General features: G+C 65.2%; 15 protein-coding genes. 6 read left to right on the top strand and 9 right to left on the bottom strand.

The features are described 5' to 3' along the window. Positions 1-59 precede the first annotated feature (59 nt). Positions 60-968, bottom strand: coding sequence for an NADP-dependent oxidoreductase (locus ACZ60G_RS41265; protein WP_465817451.1), 909 nt, complete (start codon positions 966-968; stop codon positions 60-62). 248 nt (positions 969-1,216) lie between these two features. On the opposite strand from ACZ60G_RS41265, the gene ACZ60G_RS41270 reads away from it, so the two are divergent. Further along, complete coding sequence (locus ACZ60G_RS41270) at positions 1,217-2,137, top strand: QcrA and Rieske domain-containing protein (RefSeq protein ID WP_465817453.1); 921 nt, start codon at positions 1,217-1,219, stop codon at positions 2,135-2,137. Here the strand turns inward: ACZ60G_RS41270 and ACZ60G_RS41275 are convergent, their stop codons facing one another. The 3 genes from ACZ60G_RS41275 to ACZ60G_RS41285 all read right to left on the bottom strand — a co-directional run bounded on the left by ACZ60G_RS41275 (position 2,138) and on the right by ACZ60G_RS41285 (position 4,858). Next, on the bottom strand, positions 2,138-3,046 hold the full coding sequence (locus ACZ60G_RS41275) for an EamA family transporter (protein WP_465817455.1): 909 nt from the start codon (positions 3,044-3,046) through the stop codon (positions 2,138-2,140). 40 nt (positions 3,047-3,086) lie between these two features. Further along, entirely contained in the window at positions 3,087-4,391 is a 1,305-nt protein-coding gene (locus ACZ60G_RS41280) for a glycosyltransferase 87 family protein (protein ID WP_465817457.1), read from the bottom strand. 71 nt (positions 4,392-4,462) lie between these two features. Next, positions 4,463-4,858: an ankyrin repeat domain-containing protein gene (locus tag ACZ60G_RS41285; protein WP_465817459.1), complete on the bottom strand. Its 396-nt coding sequence runs from the start codon at positions 4,856-4,858 to the stop codon at positions 4,463-4,465. Between the two features lie 111 nt (positions 4,859-4,969). On the opposite strand from ACZ60G_RS41285, the gene ACZ60G_RS41290 reads away from it, so the two are divergent. Together ACZ60G_RS41290 and ACZ60G_RS41295 are read left to right on the top strand one after the other, a co-directional pair. Then, a complete protein-coding gene (locus ACZ60G_RS41290) occupies positions 4,970-5,167 on the top strand; it encodes a hypothetical protein (protein ID WP_465817461.1) in 198 nt (65 codons plus the stop codon). A 53-nt stretch (positions 5,168-5,220) separates the two neighbouring features. Continuing rightward, on the top strand, positions 5,221-8,274 hold the full coding sequence (locus ACZ60G_RS41295; RefSeq protein ID WP_465817463.1) for a BTAD domain-containing putative transcriptional regulator: 3,054 nt from the start codon (positions 5,221-5,223) through the stop codon (positions 8,272-8,274). A gap of 5 nt (positions 8,275-8,279) precedes the next feature. Here ACZ60G_RS41295 and ACZ60G_RS41300 read toward each other — a convergent pair whose 3' ends face one another. Further along, entirely contained in the window at positions 8,280-9,143 is an 864-nt protein-coding gene (locus ACZ60G_RS41300) for a helix-turn-helix transcriptional regulator (RefSeq protein ID WP_465817465.1), read from the bottom strand. 102 nt (positions 9,144-9,245) lie between these two features. On the opposite strand from ACZ60G_RS41300, the gene ACZ60G_RS41305 reads away from it, so the two are divergent. Further along, positions 9,246-9,995 (top strand): SDR family oxidoreductase, encoded by a 750-nt coding sequence (locus ACZ60G_RS41305; protein ID WP_465817467.1) that lies wholly within the window; start codon positions 9,246-9,248, stop codon positions 9,993-9,995. A 56-nt stretch (positions 9,996-10,051) separates the two neighbouring features. On the opposite strand, the gene ACZ60G_RS41310 is transcribed toward ACZ60G_RS41305, so the two are convergent. The 3 genes from ACZ60G_RS41310 to ACZ60G_RS41320 form a co-directional block, all read right to left on the bottom strand. Next, complete coding sequence (locus tag ACZ60G_RS41310) at positions 10,052-10,951, bottom strand: phosphotransferase family protein (protein ID WP_465817468.1); 900 nt, start codon at positions 10,949-10,951, stop codon at positions 10,052-10,054. Positions 10,952-11,527: 576 nt separating this feature from the next. Continuing rightward, a complete protein-coding gene (locus tag ACZ60G_RS41315) occupies positions 11,528-11,884 on the bottom strand; it encodes a hypothetical protein (RefSeq protein WP_465817470.1) in 357 nt (118 codons plus the stop codon). A gap of 491 nt (positions 11,885-12,375) precedes the next feature. After that, a complete protein-coding gene (locus ACZ60G_RS41320; protein WP_465817472.1) occupies positions 12,376-13,674 on the bottom strand; it encodes a serine hydrolase domain-containing protein in 1,299 nt (432 codons plus the stop codon). Positions 13,675-13,908: 234 nt separating this feature from the next. On the opposite strand from ACZ60G_RS41320, the gene ACZ60G_RS41325 reads away from it, so the two are divergent. Then, positions 13,909-14,343 carry a hypothetical protein gene (locus ACZ60G_RS41325; protein WP_465817474.1) on the top strand — a complete coding sequence of 145 codons (435 nt, stop codon included), beginning with the start codon at positions 13,909-13,911 and terminating at the stop codon, positions 14,341-14,343. Positions 14,344-14,674: 331 nt separating this feature from the next. Here the strand turns inward: ACZ60G_RS41325 and ACZ60G_RS41330 are convergent, their stop codons facing one another. Next, on the bottom strand, positions 14,675-14,899 hold the full coding sequence (locus tag ACZ60G_RS41330) for a hypothetical protein (protein WP_465817476.1): 225 nt from the start codon (positions 14,897-14,899) through the stop codon (positions 14,675-14,677). Between the two features lie 200 nt (positions 14,900-15,099). Between ACZ60G_RS41330 and ACZ60G_RS41335 the strand changes: the two genes are divergently transcribed. Continuing rightward, on the top strand, positions 15,100-16,788 hold the full coding sequence (locus ACZ60G_RS41335; protein WP_465817478.1) for a helix-turn-helix domain-containing protein: 1,689 nt from the start codon (positions 15,100-15,102) through the stop codon (positions 16,786-16,788). The last annotated feature ends 4 nt before the right edge of the window (positions 16,789-16,792 follow it).

Raw genomic sequence — 16,792 nt, forward strand, 5'->3', positions numbered from 1 at the left:
CACGGCAAGAAAAGATGGTACGCCGGTTGTCGTTCGCAACAAGGCGTTCCGGACCGGGGTCAGCTCACGTTGAGGACGACCTTGCCTGGGCCACGCCCCATTTCGCTCTCCTCCTGTGCGGCCGCTGCCCGCTCGAGCAGGAAGGTCCGCGCCTCGCCCGGCAGCCGGAACGCACCGCTGGCGACGCGTTCGGCGACCTGCTCGAGCAGTTCGGTAGGACGCTCGGGACCGCTGCCCGCGAGGAAGGTTATGCCGTGTTCGCGGGCCGCCGGATCGGCGATCGTCACGATCCGGTCGGTGCCGCCGCGCAATGCGATGGCGGCGGGCAGCACACCGTATCCGGCCGCGTCGAAGACCGCGTCGATGCCGTTCGGCGCGAGTTCGCGGACGCGCTCGACCAGACCGGCGCCGTGGGTGGTCGGGGTGGCGCCGAGTTCGCGCACAATGTCCTGATTGGCCTCGGATGCGGTGCCGATCACGGTGACGCCCTCGGCCACGGCCAGCTGCAGCGCCATCGACCCCACCGCACCGGACGCCCCGTTGATCAGCAGCGTTTCGCCCGGTTGCATTTTCAGTGCCGCCAATGACTTCTCCGCCGCCGACACCGCGACCGGGAGCGATGCGGCATCCGGCCAGGACAATTCCTCGGGTTTCTTCGCGACGGCATTGCTGAGGGTGTATTCCGCGTACGCCGCGACCGCCCAGCCCAGTACCTCGTCGCCGACCGCGACATCGGTGACATCCGGGCCAACCGCATCGACCACCCCCGCGATCTCACCACCCGGATACTGCGGGAACACCGGTTCGCCGAAAGACAGTGCGCCGGAACGGATCTTCCAATCCGCCGGATTCACCGCGGTGGTCCGGACCGCGACTCGGACCTGCCCCGGGCCCGGTTCCGGGATCGGGATGTCGACGATCTGCAGTACGTCCGGACCGCCGAATTCGTAGAACGCAATCGCCCGCATCGTCCCAGCCTACGGGTCGGACCGCGCGCTTACGGGTAGCGCCGCCAGGTTTTCTCAGGAGAGTCTCATCGAACACCCACCCTTGGTCTCAGAACCGTTCCGTTCAATGGCCGGTGGCTGCCCCGTCCGGTCCCAGTCTCACCCGGGCGGTAGGCAGCGCCAACTTCGGCAAGAATCCGAAACGACCTCGAACCTAATCCGCGGCTATCTCGTAACTCCTACAACAACGAGCCGACAACGCCGAGGTCATGATGAGCGTCGAACACGTCAACCGTCGAACAATCGTCATCGGAGCGGGGGCCGCGGCAGTTGTCGCGGCCTGTTCCACGAGCGAAAGCTCGTCGACGCAGGTCACCTCCACCACCTCCACCGCAGTACCGACGACGACATCGAATTCCGTTGCCGCCGAGCCGCCGCCGCCCCCGACCGAGGTGCCGGCCGGACCGGAACCCACTCCCGGCACCGCACTCACCCGCGCCTCCGACGTGCCGATCGGCTCCGGCGTGCTACTCGGCGATACTGTCGTCACTCAGCCGAGTCCGGGTAATTACCACGCTTTTTCGGTGATCTGCACGCATGCGGGCTGTGTCGTCGACAGGATCAGTGGCGGCACCATCAATTGCCCTTGTCACGGCAGCAGATTCAATCTCGACGGCTCCGTCGCCACCGGTCCGGCCACCCAACCGCTCGCCGCGCGCACCATCTCGGTCCAGGGCGAATGGATCGTCGCGGGCGCATTCGCACCGCTGCCCGCCGCCCGGCAAGAGGTCCAAGAGCAACCCGCAGCGGCACCGCAGGTCGAGGAGGGCGCACCGGAGAATGCCCTCGCCCGCGCCTCCGACGTACCGGTCGGCTCCGGGCTCATCCTCGGCGACACCGTGGTGACCCAACCGAATCCCGGTAATTACCAGGGCTTCTCGGTGATCTGCACACATCAGGGCTGTGCCCTCAACGAAATCGCGGGCGGCACCATCAACTGTCCTTGTCACGGCAGCAAATTCAATCTCGACGGATCCGTGGCGACCGGTCCGGCAAATGAACCGCTGTCACGCCGCGAGGTATCGGTACAGGGCGATTGGATCGTCGCGGGCGCACCGGCGACACCGCCGGTGATCAAGCCGTGGTGGTGCGAAATCCCGATCTTCGCGCCGGGCAGTGCGGACTGCTGACTATTTCCGCCGCGCTGTCCGGGTTGCTCCGATCGAGGCCGCCACCACGCAGATGACGCCCACCCATTGCGCCGCGTGCATGATCTGGCCGAGGACGACCAGTCCGGCGAGTGCGGCGGCCGCCGGTTCCAGGCTCATCAGCACGCCGAAGACGCGCGGTGGAATGCGCCGCAGCGCTTCGAGTTCCACGGAATACGGCAGTACCGACGACAGCATCGCGACTGCGAAACCGGCAGCGAGGACAGAGGGCTGGAACAGTGTGGCGCCCGCGTCGGCGATGCCGACCGGGATCATGAGCACACCGCCGAAGGCCATCGCAATGGCCAATCCGCCACCGCCGCTGGTCCGGTCACCGAGTGCGGCACTCAGCAGAATGTAGCTCGCCCACAGGGCTCCAGCGGCCAGCGCGAACAGCACACCCGACCAGCCGACATCGCCGCCCGCCTTGGTCAGCAGCAGTACGCCGCCACCGGCGAGTACGGCCCACACCGGATCGGTCCAGCGCCGCGAACCGGCCAGCGCGACACTGAGCGGCCCCAAGAATTCGAGGGTGACCGCCATACCGAGCGGGATCCGGTCGATGGCCTGGTAGAAGCACAGATTCATGCAGGCGAGCACGGTGCCGTAGCCGAGCACCACCGGTAGCGCGCGCCGCTCGATCCGCAGCGCGGACCGCCAGACGACCAGCAGCACCACCCCGGCGAAGAACAGGCGCAGCGTGACCGCACCCGCGGCCCCGGTGGCGGTGAACAGCTGTTTGGCCAGCGCCGCACCGACCTGCACGCTGACGATCCCGATCAGCACCAATGCCGTCGGCGGCACCCCGCCGAGCCCGCGCGCATGCACCGCGCGCAGGGGCGTCAGCGGCCACGCCGACTTCGGATTCCGTTCGATATCGATCGCGACCACGCGGCGCCCTCCGTCCAAAAACCCAGCATCCCAGAAACGGTCAGGCCGCCGGGCGAGGACCTGCCAGATCGACGAGATCGATATCCTTCGGCGCGGAATCGCGTTCGCCCGCTTGCGACTTCGCCCGCTTGCCGGCAACGAGATACGCAACGACCAGCAACACGCTCAACCACACGTAGGTGTTCCCCCACAGGTGTTGCCAAGGCGTCCAAGCCAATTCGCGGCGATTATCGCCCGGCAGCCAGTTCTGCGGCCCGTACACGAAAGCCGCCGTGGTGAGGACGATCGCCACATACCAGCCGATCGCCCGACCGCGCGGCAGTGTGGTCGCGTAACAGACCATCGCGAACAGCGCGGGCGCGATCATCACCCAGTGATGCGACCAGGAGATCGGCGATACCAGCAGTGTGAAGACGGCGTTGATCGACAGCGCGAGCGCGGGTACCTCGGCGGCCTGCCGCATGGCCGGGACCACCAGCGCGAGCAGCGCCGCACTCAGCACCAGCCACAGCACGGTGAACAGCGGCTTCTCCACGCCGAATCGGGCGAGCACGGCCTGGATCGACTGGTTGGTATGGAAGGAGGAGCCGCTGAGTCCGGAGACATTGCCGAGTCCGCCGAACCAGTAATTGACCGATTCCTTGGGCAGGATCGCGAAGCTGAGCGCGGTCGCGACCGCGCCGGTGATCGCGGCCGTGACGGCAGCGCGATAATCCCGGCGCACCAGGAAGTAGAGCACGAATGCGGCCGGTGTCAGCTTGATCGCGGCGGCTACGCCGACCAGCATGCCGCGCCGCCATTTCGGCTTCGCGGTGAGCGCGTCCGCGGCGACCAGCACCATCAGCAGCAGGTTCACCTGTCCGAAGTCCAGCGTGGAGCGGACCGGCTCCAGCAGCATGGCCAGCGGTGTCGCGCAGGAGGTGGCAAGCAACGCGAGTTGCAACGCGCCACGCTCGGGCCAGCGCCGCCGCGCGACCAGATACAGCGTGACGGCCAGCGCGAGCGTCGAGGAGATGAAGAAGGTGAAGGCCGCGGCATCCCACGGCAGCAGCGCGAACGGGCTCAGCACCAATGCGGCGAACGGCGGATATATGAACGGCAGGCCGATGCCGATGGTGGTCTGCGGCAGCTGGCCGTACATATCCGCGCCGTCGCGCAGCGCCTCGATGCCGAGCCGGTACACCTGCAGGTCGATGAACCCACCGGTGATCCGGTGGAAGGGCCACAGCGGCGCCATCAGGCACCAGGTGGCGAAGGCGACGAGCAGCACCGGCACCAGCCACACCGCGCGCCCGAATCGTCGGTTCACGGGCTTCGACCTATCTGGGGTGGTGACACTACTCATCCGCGGCGACTATACCGACCCGCACGAACGCATCCGAATCCGCGTTCTTGCTCATAGCAATCGGTCAACGCTCAGGACGCCCCGAACAAGCCGAGTAAATCGTTCTTGCCGAACATGGCGGCCGCGGCCCGCGCGGACGGTGTCCCGGCATCCGGATCCGCACCGGCGGCGAGCAGGGCCCGCAGGATCTCGGTCTCGCCCTTGAAGACCGCACCGGCCAGCGGGGTCTGTCCCTTGTCATTGGCTCGATTCGGGTCGGCATCACGCGCGAGCAGCACCTGGACGGCGTCCTGATGACCGTGGTAGGCGGCCAGCATGAGCAGCGTGTCGCCGTTGTCGTTGGTGAGGTTCACCGGGACTCCGGCATCGAGGTACGCCGTGAGCCGCTCGGCATCGCCGTGCCGAGCGAGATCGAAGATCTTGGCGGCGAGTTCGATCAGGTCCGGGTCCGTCTCGTCATTGCCCATCTGCCAGTCCTACCACTCGCGATGCGCCGGAGACGGCAGTTATCACGGAATGATTCGGCCTGTCGCGGTCGATAACAGTTTCATAACTCGAGGATCGGGTACCTACTGAGCATGACAGTGACGCACAAGCGATTTCACCGCCCGGCCGGTGTCGATCGCGGAACCGCGCTGCTGGCCTCGGCAACCTGCCTGATTTTCGTGGCCGGCATCGCCTCCATCACCCGTTCCTTCCCAACCAGCGCGGCGGCCGCCGGATGCATCGCGGCCGGACTGGCCGTGACGCTCGGCATCCTCCCGCACAGTCGTTAGCCGATCCCTACCAGAACGTCGACTTCACTGCCCGATACGGCAGGGTTACTGCCGTGCGTGTACTGCTGCTCGGCCCCTTCGAGGTCCGCGATGACGAGGACCGACCGCTTCGGATCGCCGGGGTCAAGGTGCGCGCATTGCTGGCCCGGCTCGCCATGGAACCCGGCCGGGTCGTGCCCGCCGATGCGCTCGCCGATGCGATCTGGGACGGACGTCCGCCGGATAACGGCGCGAATGCGTTGCAGGCCTTGGTGTCTCGAGTCCGGCGCGCGGTCGGCACGGCGCGGGTCGAGGGACTCGCGCCCGGTTATCGGCTGGTCATCGATCCGGTCGATGTAGATGTCGTGCGGTTCGAACGCCTGGCCGCGGCCGGGCGGGAATCGGATGATCTGTCCGCATTGCGCGAGGCCGAGTCCCTGTGGCGGGGTCCGGCGCTGACCGAACTGCTGGAGCTGCGGTTCGCGGCCGATGCGGCGGTGCGGCTGGACGAATCGCGGCTCGGCGCGGCCGAACATCGGCTCGGGCTGGAAATCGCCGTGGGCAATGATGTCCTCGACGAGGTGCGCGCGCTGGCCGAGGCGCATCCGCTGACCGAGCGCATCCAGGGTCTGTTGATTCGTGCGCTGTATGCGGCGGGGCGGCAGGCAGATGCGTTGGCCGTTTTCGAACGCACCAGGGACCGGCTCGGCGACGAACTCGGCATCGACCCGTCCCCCGAACTGAGCGAACTGCACCTGTCGATTCTGCGGCAGGAATCCGCGGCGCCACGCCGACGCACCAACCTGCGCGCGCAGGTCACGAGTTTCGTTGGGCGCGAAGACGATGTGGCCGAACTGACGGCGCGACTCGCGGCCGCCCGGCTGATCACCATTGTCGGACCGGGTGGTGCGGGTAAGACTCGACTCGCCATCGAAGTGGGCGAGCGGGTTTCCGGTGGCGTCTGGCTGGTCGAACTCGCCGCGGTGCGCGTTCCGGAACAGGTTGTGTCCGCGGCGCTGACCACGATCGGTGTGCGGGAGGTGGGGGTGCTGGAGCCGTCGGCGGGGGATCCCGTCGATCGGTTGGCGGAATTCCTTGCGCAACAACATGTCCTGCTTATCTTGGACAATTGCGAACATCTCGTCGATGCGGTCGCCGACCTCGTCGACCGGCTGCTCGGTGCGTGTCCGGAGCTGCGGGTGCTGGCTACCAGCCGGGAATCACTCGCGGTCGATGGCGAACACATTCACCAGATTCGCCCGCTGCCCTGGCCCGATGATGCGGCCGCGGCCGAAAGCTCGCCTGCGGTGCGGCTTTTCGTGGAACGGGCGCGAGCGGTCCGTCCGGATTTCACGCTCGATGCCGGTACCGCCCTCGCCGTGGTCGAGATCTGCCGACGGCTGGACGGTTTGCCGTTGGCGATCGAATTGGCGGCGGCGCGGCTGCGGGCGCTTTCGGTCGGCCAGATCGCGGCGAAGCTCGATGATCGGTTCACGCTGCTCGGTCGCGGCAGTCGGACAGCGCAGGCCAGACATCGGACACTGCGTGCGGTCATCGAGTGGAGTTGGGCGCCGCTGTCGGAGTCCGAACGTGAACTTGTCATGTGGCTGGCGGTCTTTCCGGCCGGTGCGACCCTCGATGCCGTCGACGATCTCGAGCAGCTCACCGGGTTGGTGGACAAGTCGTTGGTCGAACGCGGCGGCGAGCGGTATCGGATGCTCGAGACGATCCGGTCGTATGCGTTGGAACGGCTGGCGGAGTCCGGCGCGGAGGATGCGGTTCGGGGCAGGCAGGCGCAGTACTTGCTGCGGCTCGCCGAATCGGCGGAGGCCGAACTGCGGTCCGCCGCGCAGCTCGATGCGCTTGCTCGGCTCGATGCCGAGCGCGACAATATCGCCGCCGCATTGCGCTTCGCGGTTGGCACCGGTGCTGTCGAGTTGGGCATTCGGCTGATCGCGGCAATGTTCTGGTACTGGACGTTGCGCGGGATCCACAGCGAACGGCTGCATTGGATGCGGGCCGTGCTGGAGCTTCGGGGCGAGGTGGCGGACGAGCTGCGGGCATTGCGCGGTGTGCTCGATGGGTTGTCGCGGTATGAGGACGGGGCGATCGAGGACGGTAGGCGGGCAGTGGCGGCCGGTCTCGAAATCGCAAGGAGCTCAGGTTTGCCCAGTGGACCTGCTCGTACGGTGTTGCTGGTAGCGCCCGCATTCCTCGAGGGGCAGGGCCTTTCGGCTTCATGGCCCGGGCTCGTCGGATGGGAGCGGGGTATCGCACTCTTGCTCGGTGGTACGAGCATCGACCAATTGGTCAGTGCGAAAAAGGAATTCGAGTCGGTGGGCGAACGTTTCGGTCTATCGACGACACTGCAGTCGATCGCGGACGACCAGCTGCGCCATGGTGATCTGTCCGAGGCGATCACTTCGCTCACCCGTGCCGCCGCGGCCTTCGAAGAGCTCGGCAGTGCGGGTGATGCCGCGGCCGTCTGGGCCGAATCGGCCACCGCACTGGCTCGACTCGGCGAACTCGACCGTGCCGAAGCTGCGCTGGCCCGGGCCGGACAACACGTCGAGGCGGCCGGAGAGCCAGGCGCCGCGACTTATGTGCGGCTTGCGCGTGCGGAGTATTTGCTGCACCGCGGGGATCGGAAAGCGGCACTGCGTGAACTCGAGCGGCTCGAGCGGGCCGAAACGGGTCTCGCGAACACCGCCTTCGGTACTCGAATTCGGGCTCGTAGTACTGGTTTTCGAGGGCTCATCGCGATTCTGGATGACGATCCGGCGCGTGCTCGGCGGATGCTCGATACGGCGACCAAGGGGCTGATCATCGGTCGAAACGGGTCGATGACGACTGCGAGCGGGGCACAACCGGACGATTTGGCAATGTTCGCGCACCTGTATGCCGCATTGGCAATGCGCGACGGCAACGCAACCGCCGCGGCCCACTTACTCGGTGCTGCGGCCGCCATGCTCGGCACCGAGGATCGGCGCGGGTACGACAATCTCGTCGCACCGGCAGACCGAGCCCGCGAAGCACTCGGTGCTGAAGCCTTCAGCACTGCCTATGAGAGCACAGCGGGCCTGCAACCCACTGCCGCAATCGAATTCCTGCTGTCACAGGTGACATGAACGAGTCAGCTATCCGAATCCACTGGTACGGAAGCTGATTCGGGTACCTCACCCGCAACGATCATGCCGAGCAACGCGAGTGCGCGCTCATCGGCCGAATCCTGCTCGGCGTGATAGGCGATGAGGATCTGGCCCGGAGCTCCGTTGACGGTGAACGTTTCGTAGGACAGGGTGAGGTCGCCGACCAACGGATTGCGAAAACGTTTGACGCCCGCGGTTTTCGCGCGCACGTCATGACGGGCCCACAGCCGCCGGAAATCCTCGCTCTTCAGTGTCAATTCGCCGACCAGTTCGGTCAGGCGCGGATCGTCGAGGTCGGTGCCCGCGGTGGCACGCAGGCTGGCGACGGTATCGGCGGCAATGCTCGGCCAGTCGACATAACACGCACGCGCCTGCGGGTCCAGAAAGATCGCCCGCACCATATTGACGCCCTCGGCCGAACAGGAGTTGACCGCGGTGGCCAGTGGATTCGCGGCGAGCACATCCATATGCCGACCGAGCACCAATGCGGGCGTATTCGGCCAGGAATCCATCAGGCGCAACAGCCCGGGCGCGACCCGCTCGGGCCGTCGGGTTGCCCGCTTGCGCCGAGCTGCCGGACGCGCCAACTCGCGCAGATGCGCGACCCCTTCCTCGTCCAACGCGAATACCCGGGCCAATGCCTCGACGACCTGCTCGGACGGATGCTTATCCCGCCCCTGCTCCAGCCGTACGTAGTAGTCCGCGCTCACCCCCGCGAGCATGGCCACTTCCTCGCGGCGCAGTCCGGCCACCCGCCGCTGGCCGCCACCCGGAATACCGAACTCCTCCGGACGCGCCAGTTCGCGGCGGGCGCGTAGGAACACGCCCAATCGGTTCTCGGAGTCCATGTATCCGAGGGTAGGACAACCGGGCCGGGCCTGGGTAGCCCCGCTACTACCAGGAAGTCCGCAGCCTGGCGGGTAGCGATCTCGGATACGAACGTGGTGCTCATGACAAACAACCTCGAAGGCCGCACCGCGGTAGTAACCGGAGCATCCAGTGGTATCGGCGCCGCGACCGCCCGACAGCTCGCACACAACGGCGCCCGCGTCGCCCTGCTCGGCCGTCGCAAGGATCGGCTCGAAGAACTCGCCGCCGAGATCGGCGGACCGACCCTCGCGGTGGTCGCCGATGTGGCCGATCGGCAATCAATGCACGACGCCGCCGCGACGGTGCGCGCGGCATTCGGCCCGGTCGACCTGGTGGTCGCGAATGCGGGCGTCATGCTCGCCGCGCCGTTCGAAGTCGCGGACACCGACGAATGGGATCAGATGGTGGGGACCAATATCAACGGATTGCTCTACACCGGAAGAGCTTTCATCGATGACCTGCTCGCCGCGGCACGTGAGGGCCGCCACGCGGATCTGGTGCATGTCGGCTCGATCGGCGGGCATACCGTCTTCCCCAACTACGGCGTCTACACCGCGACGAAGGCCGCGGTTGCCCATCTCACCCGCAATCTGCGCGCGGAACTCGGCCCACGCGGTGTCCGGGTGAAGAACATCGAACCCGGATTCGTCGAAACCGAACTCGGTGCGGGAATGCGCGATGAAGAGCAGCGGGCCGGGCTCACCCAGTGGCGCAGCGAACTCGAAATCCTGCGTTCGGACGATATCGCCGATGCGATCGCCTACGCCGTCGCCGCACCACCGCACGTCAATGTGGCCGAGCTCATCGTCGTACCGACCCAGCAGGGCTGAACCCGATGCGGGCGGACGTCCTTCCGGACGTCCGCCCGCTCGACGTCAGAAGCGCGTTATGACAGCGCCGTCCATCCGTCCCACACCCGTGGGCCGATATCGCCGCGCACACACGCCAGGCGGAGATCCGCCTGCTCCTGGTACTCCGGATTCGCCGCGGCCGCCTGTGCGGCCATGGTGGCCATCCGGAACTCCCGGATATCGCGCAGCAGGTAGAAGCCGTCCCAGCGCATCACGTCACAGCCGTAGGCCTGGCAGTACTCGGCATACTGTGCATCGGTGATCCAGCCGAATGACGCGCATTCGATCGCCGCATGCACCAGATCCCATTCCGGCGGGCCGATCGACACCAGTCCGGTATCGAGCAGGATCACGCTGTCGTCCTCCGCGACAACCACATTGCCGCTCCACGCGGCGCCGTGGATGACCGACCACGGCCGTCCGGTCGGCAGCGCGGCCCAGCGACCCCGTAGTTCCGCCAAATGCCTACGCAGCCAGGATCTGTCGTCCGCGCTCATGGTGTGCGCGGCTTCGATGCGTTCATCGAGTCCGACGAAAGGCGCCACCTGTCCGATTTCCATATCGGTCGGCGGCGCCAGCCCATGCAATCTCGTCAGCGCCGCGGCCACTTCGCCGGGTGTGCCGGCGCGGTGCTGCGGCAATTCGTGCCAGAAGGTCACCGCGCGACCGTCCACCACGACCGGCTGCGGGAGATCGGAAACCACCTGTGCCACCGGAATTCCGGCGGACTCCAGCCATCGAGCGACATCGACCGCGCGCTTGGCGGCACCCTCTTGTCCGGGTGCCCCGATCCGCGCCACCACACCGCCGGGCAGCCGGTAGTCGATCTCGTCGGTCACTCGAAGTAGTTGGGCCCCTTCAGCATTGATGCCAGCGCCCGCGCAGGCGACCCGCAGCATCGACCACGTCCCATTCCCAACCCGCATCGCGGTCATTTCCCCATGGTAACGGTTCGATCTGACGAATTGCATTGATTCACAACCAATCTGACTTGCTGAGCCCGGCAGCCGGGTCGTTCGGATCGGCTCGAGGTTTGCTCGAGGTCCACGCCCAGGTGCACGGGCCAGAGTCTTCGCATGAGAGCCGAAGATCTTACGGCCGTGGTCATCACGTCCGTCGCGGACTCGATCGGCCTGAAAGAAACCCGGGATCAGCCGGGAGCCGTCGCTGATCGACCAACTCGGCGCTGAGTCGATCGACCTGTTGGATATGTGGTTTCGCATCCACCGGGCCTCCGGTCTGGAGATCTCCGGCGCCGATGTCGCCGCGCTGTCACGGGTGATATTCCGGACGACGAACTCGCCGAGCGTGGTGGTCAGCGAGGCGGGGTGGCCCATCTCGAGCGAGTCCTACCGCAGTTCCGCCGCGATTCACTGGCCGTCCCACTGCGAAACGATCAGGTGCACAGTCTGGTAACCGTAGGCAATCTGATCGATCTGGTGCATTCGCTGGCGGCGCAGCACAGCACCGAGGCTACGCCGATGGAGGTGGAAACTGAACCCGTCGGCCTTCTAGCCCGACTCGCCCCGGCCGATCGTGAACGAGACGCTGCGTCCGCGGGCGTCCAATCTGCCATCACCCCAACTCGCGCTGCCGTAGGCGTCGACTTCGATGGCGTACTCGCCCTCGGCCAGATCAGCTGGTAGCCGCACCGACGCCGACGGCCGTCGGTCCACGAGGTCCAGGTACATCCGCTGCGGATCGCCGTCGAGCGCCACCAGGAAGATCCGGGCGTACTCGAACTTCTTGCGGGCCGCCGATGCGTTGGCGGCCGACCACGTGATGCCGAGCGATCGGCGCGCGGTATCGGTGAACTCGACGGCGACTCGCAATGTCGCCTCGCCCTCCAGCCCGGCCCGGTACCGCACGGCTTCCTCCTCGTGTGCCTGCTACGTCGCATTATCTTCCGGGCGGGTCGGCCGCGCGTAAATTCCGCTCACGCGGTTTCCACCGTCACGATCGCCGTCGCTGCCGTCTCGTGCGGACCGGATCACGACCACGGAGCACAGGACTCGGCTGTGCCGCAAACAGACAGCCCCGAAGCCGCGCGAATCGTGGACATCGTCCGCGGCAAAATGACCGAACTCGACCTCAGCGCAGCCGCATTCGGCCCATTCCTGCACAGCGGCAAGATGAACAGCACGGTTCCCGACGTGGCGCTATGGGTGCACGCTCTCGCCGACGGAAAGCTGCTGCCCACCAAAACATTCAAGGAGATGACGGCGCCCGCTACAGCAGGTCTGGGCCCACTCACCAAAGAAAAGTTCTTCGCCTACGGCGTCGGCCGAGCAACGAGAACAGCCGAACATCGAAGCTCACGGCGTCACGTCGGTCTCATCCATCCGACATCACCTTCATGTCATCGACCGGGCGTAGTTGTCTCGGTGGTGCCGGTCGGACTCGCGCCGGTGGTCGCCACATCCTTCCCCGGCAGGGCATCGGCACCGTAGAAGGTCGGCAGCATGCCTTTGACCAGCACCAGGGCGGACCCCTCACCCGACGGAACCGTCGCAAGGTTCGTGGCGACCACGATCGTCAGGTCCGATGCCGGGTCATGGCCCATGAAGGTCATGAAACCCGGGAGCTGACCGTCGTGTCCGATGAGGTGGGTACCGAATCGCACGATGCCGAGGCCGTATCCGGCTTGGTCCGGATCGGCGGGATCGATAGGCTGAATGCTGTCCAACCGAGTCTTCTGCATCTTCCCATCGAGCAGGCCACCGCCGACGAGCGCCTTCACATACTTCGCCATATCGGCGGCGGTCGAGATCGCACCACCGGCGGTCCACGCCCAGGACACGTTGATATTTGTTTGGTTGCTCGGTTTCAGGGTGCCCGCGACGGCCGCGGCCTGTTCCGCGGGAGGAAGTGCGTACGTGTCGATGGTGGAAACGTTGGTGCCGAAGGCATAGCCCTGGGGATGCGGATCCGGAATCGAGGAGTCCGTGGGCGCAGGCAGTGAGGTGTGCCCGAGGGCCAGCGGTTCGAAGATGCGCTTCTGAAAGCTTTCGGCGGCAGTCATTTTCGTGAGCTTCTCGATGACCAGGCCGAGCAGGATGAAGTTGGTATTGCTGTACTCGAACTTTTCTCCGGGTTGGAAGTTCACCGGGTGCGCGAACGCGATGGCCAGCAATTCCTCCGGCGTATATACCTTCTGCGGCTCGTTGTCGAGCGCGGCGTTGAACTGCGGGTCGAGGGTGTAACTGTATAGCCCGCTTCGCATTTCGTTCAGCTGAGCAATCGTGATCCGATCACCGTTCGGCACGCCGGGCCAATACTTGTCGATGGGGTCGTCGAGCGAGAGCTTGCCATCCTGCGCCAACTGCAGGATGACCGTCGACGTCATCGTCTTGGTATTGCTGCCGACGCGAAAGTAGTCGTCGACTTTGATCGGCTCGCTCGTGTCGATTGCTCGGGTACCGAATGCCGCGGCCCAATCGCCTTGCTCAGGCGATTTGACGACCACCACAGCGCCCGGAATGGCATTGTCCTTCATCAGGGTGGTTATCACCGGCCGGATAGCGGCGACGTATGCGGGCTCGGCGCCCGACGCGGTCGATTGCATGGAAGTTCTGGTGGTGTCCGTCGACGTTCCGCAACCCGTGACGATCAACAGCCCGGCCGCAACGCACGCGGCGATGCCTGTCCTGTGTCCCATAACGCTCCGTCCGAGGTTTGCTGGAACGTGGCTATGTAGCGCGGAGCAACACTAACTCCGTGCGCCACGGCTTCGGGCGGGAATGCCGGGCAACCCGTCAGCCCGGGCGATGCTCCGACCTTTCCGAAGGTTCTCGGCGCGGCCTGCGTCGACGTGATCCGCGTCTCAGGTACCGTGCGACGACCTACGCCCGGGTCATGAGCGGCTCGGTCGGCACAGCGAAAGGCGGGCATAATGGGCGGACTCTCGCGCGGCGCGGCCGGTGTGGCGCTGGCGGCTGCGTGTCTGGCAGTACCGACAACCTTGGCACCCCAAGCGAATGCGATGATCGCCCCGACACTGTCAGTGGCGATGGTCGGCCCGGCACTCGGTGCGAACAGTGTCGCGGCGGTTGGCTGTGGGCAGACTGCGCAGGCAACCGTGCAGCGCCCCGATGGCACTCCGGTGCAAAGCGGTGTCGTCGAATTCACGAGCCGCCTGCCCGGCCTGGGCGGGAATATCGTCGGGACCGTGCCGGTCACCAACGGCATCGCGAGCATCCTCTGGATTCCGGACACCGTCGGCCAGCACATCGTCAGCGCCGTCTACTACGACGGCCCGCCCGACTACCAACCAGCAGCCGGGTACACCACCGTCACCGCACTAAACTTCGGCGGCATCTGCGTGTAGTTCCGAACGATCCACCGAAACGACGAAAGCCCGGTCCGTGTGGACCGGGCCTTTTCGTGGACGTGGCAGGAAACCGAACAACCATCTGCGGCGACTTCACGGCACGCGGCGGTCATTTCGGATTGTGATGACCTATGCAGCGCTCGACCTCAGCCAACCCAGCCACGCCTTCCCCCGCATCGACCAGCTCCCTACGGCAGCCAAGAGGATGGCAGGACTCTCCCGAAGCCCTGGCCCAAGTCACCCACCTACAGCCGCTGGGGCGGTTCCAAGGAAATCGCCGCCGCTACGGCGAGCCGGATGCGTGACTGGTCTGTCGGATTTCATCCCCTCACTTGACGTGTCGCGCCCGGTTCCCTTCGCCCCTGACCTCCACCGAGGTATTCGACAGGCGCGTCCACGGCTCCTGGTAGCTGGCGAGGATTCGAGCTCGGTGCGCCGGGTCGGTACCCCGCAGCACCAACCAGAGCCCCAGTAGATAGGTGGCGTTACGAATCGTCGACACAAGCAGTGCGCTCGCCGCGACCACGATGATGTAAGGAACCCATAGGGTCACGACGTCCATCTCCTCATGACTACCGAATGCCTGCGGTCTGATGGAATAGATGCTCGTTGTAAACATTCGGTAAGGCGAGTGATGTTACTGTGCAAGGTCGTTTTGCTTACGGTGCTCTGTAAACTTTACGCAGGTTTACATGCCTTCACAGCGGTAGGATGGCGGGGTTGAACCGACAAACGTGAACAGGTGGAACTCACATGGAGCCGCTGGACGAGTTCTTCGAAATAATGCGGGCACACCGGGGAGCACCCGCCTCACAATTGAGCCTGCGAGAACTCGGTCGCCGAGTTGATCTCAGCGCGCCGACCGTCGGGAAGGTATTCAACGGCGACATTCGCCCGACTTGGCCCACCGTAGTGGCAGTCGCCAAATATTTCGGTGCGGATCTGCAAGTTCTTCGCGAAGCATGGGAACGGGCAGGCGATCGTTCCGACCACGGTGCGAGCCGGGCCGATGCGGATGTTGTAGTACACACCGGCCGGTGGGTTACTTATCTGAAGCGAGATGATCAGCGAGGCGTCGCCGAACAGTTCTTGGACGCCGACGCCGACCCACCGGAAGCCAATTACCTCACCATGTTCTTGCAATCGCTGGCGGAAGATATCCCAGAATTGGTCGTCGATATTCAGCCCGTTTACGGCGAAAATCCGATGCGCGTAACCGACTCGGATGATATCTGGGCCGCACTGATATGCGACCTCAGCCTCAGTCCCGGCCGTGACGGGAAGAAGTGGGGTGGAAGGAAATGGTTGGTCGCCGAAACCGTCAAGATCTTACGGAGGAAAGCGCCGCAGTCGAGAGTTCGCGACGTTTGGCGGTGGCTACTTCGAAATTACTTGTGCAGATCTGGAGTAAACTACACGCCGACACTATCGAGTGAAATATGTGAGGCCGCTTTTGTGGCGTGCACATCGTCGAGTCGACTGTACACTTTCTTCGAATTCCTCATCGCACTGTCATCGGATGACCACGAGGTGCTGGCGGGAATCGTCGGGGCCCTGGAAAGACATGAGTGCAGTATCGGTAACTACGCCGAACCAGTAATGCTGGAGAAGCTGAAATTGCTGACGTCTCAGGGGAAAGTACTGTTGACGCCGTCATCGGGGCCTCGCAGCTTCGCCCCGCCGATCGTTACGGTTGTCGAGAATGCCCTGTGCAATCATCGGTTCGATGCGACGGTGTATCCGCTCAGGGTGGACGACATGGACACGTTGTACGCCCGCCCGATGTCGAGTGCCAAGACTCTGCAGCTCCCTTATGTAATCGAGCTGGAAACTCTCGCCTCGGGCACGCAGTCCGAAGTCCTCCAATCAATCGAAGACCGACTCAGCAAGATCATCGCCCGGTGCTGCCATATCGAACCGAGAGATGATCACACGTGGGATATCCCAACTATGTACGAATGGCTCGCGATGGCGGACTGCGCGCAGGATCCATACCCGTGGGGCAGCGCGCCGCCGGACGAGTCTTCGGCCAACCTGAGATACCCCGGCAGAGTCCAGCGGCTGCGCGTGGCCGGGACGTACCCGCGGGGCCGATCCCGACACGGGATATTCGAGTGCTGCGGCAACGTGCTCGAAGTAGTGCGGGTCGGGCGAGGCGATGCTTTCCCGAACAACTATCGGCTGGCGGGCGGTTGCTATTCGACCAGACCATCCGATGCCTCCTGCCACATCTTCAAACCCTTCCTCCCCAAGGAGCAGGAGGATCGACAGAACGTCGGGCTGAGGCTGGTCAGGTATCGGAAAGAAGACCACATGAAAAGGCTGCGCCCGCTGCCCACGCTGCCAAAGCCATACCTACCTCAACGGGTCGTCTACCGCCCAGACAACCACGGCCGACCTGAACATGAGCAGTCGCTTCGGGTTCCACCCGAGGGCAGCTAGCCAT

This window comes from Nocardia sp. NPDC102475 (assembly GCF_055584605.1).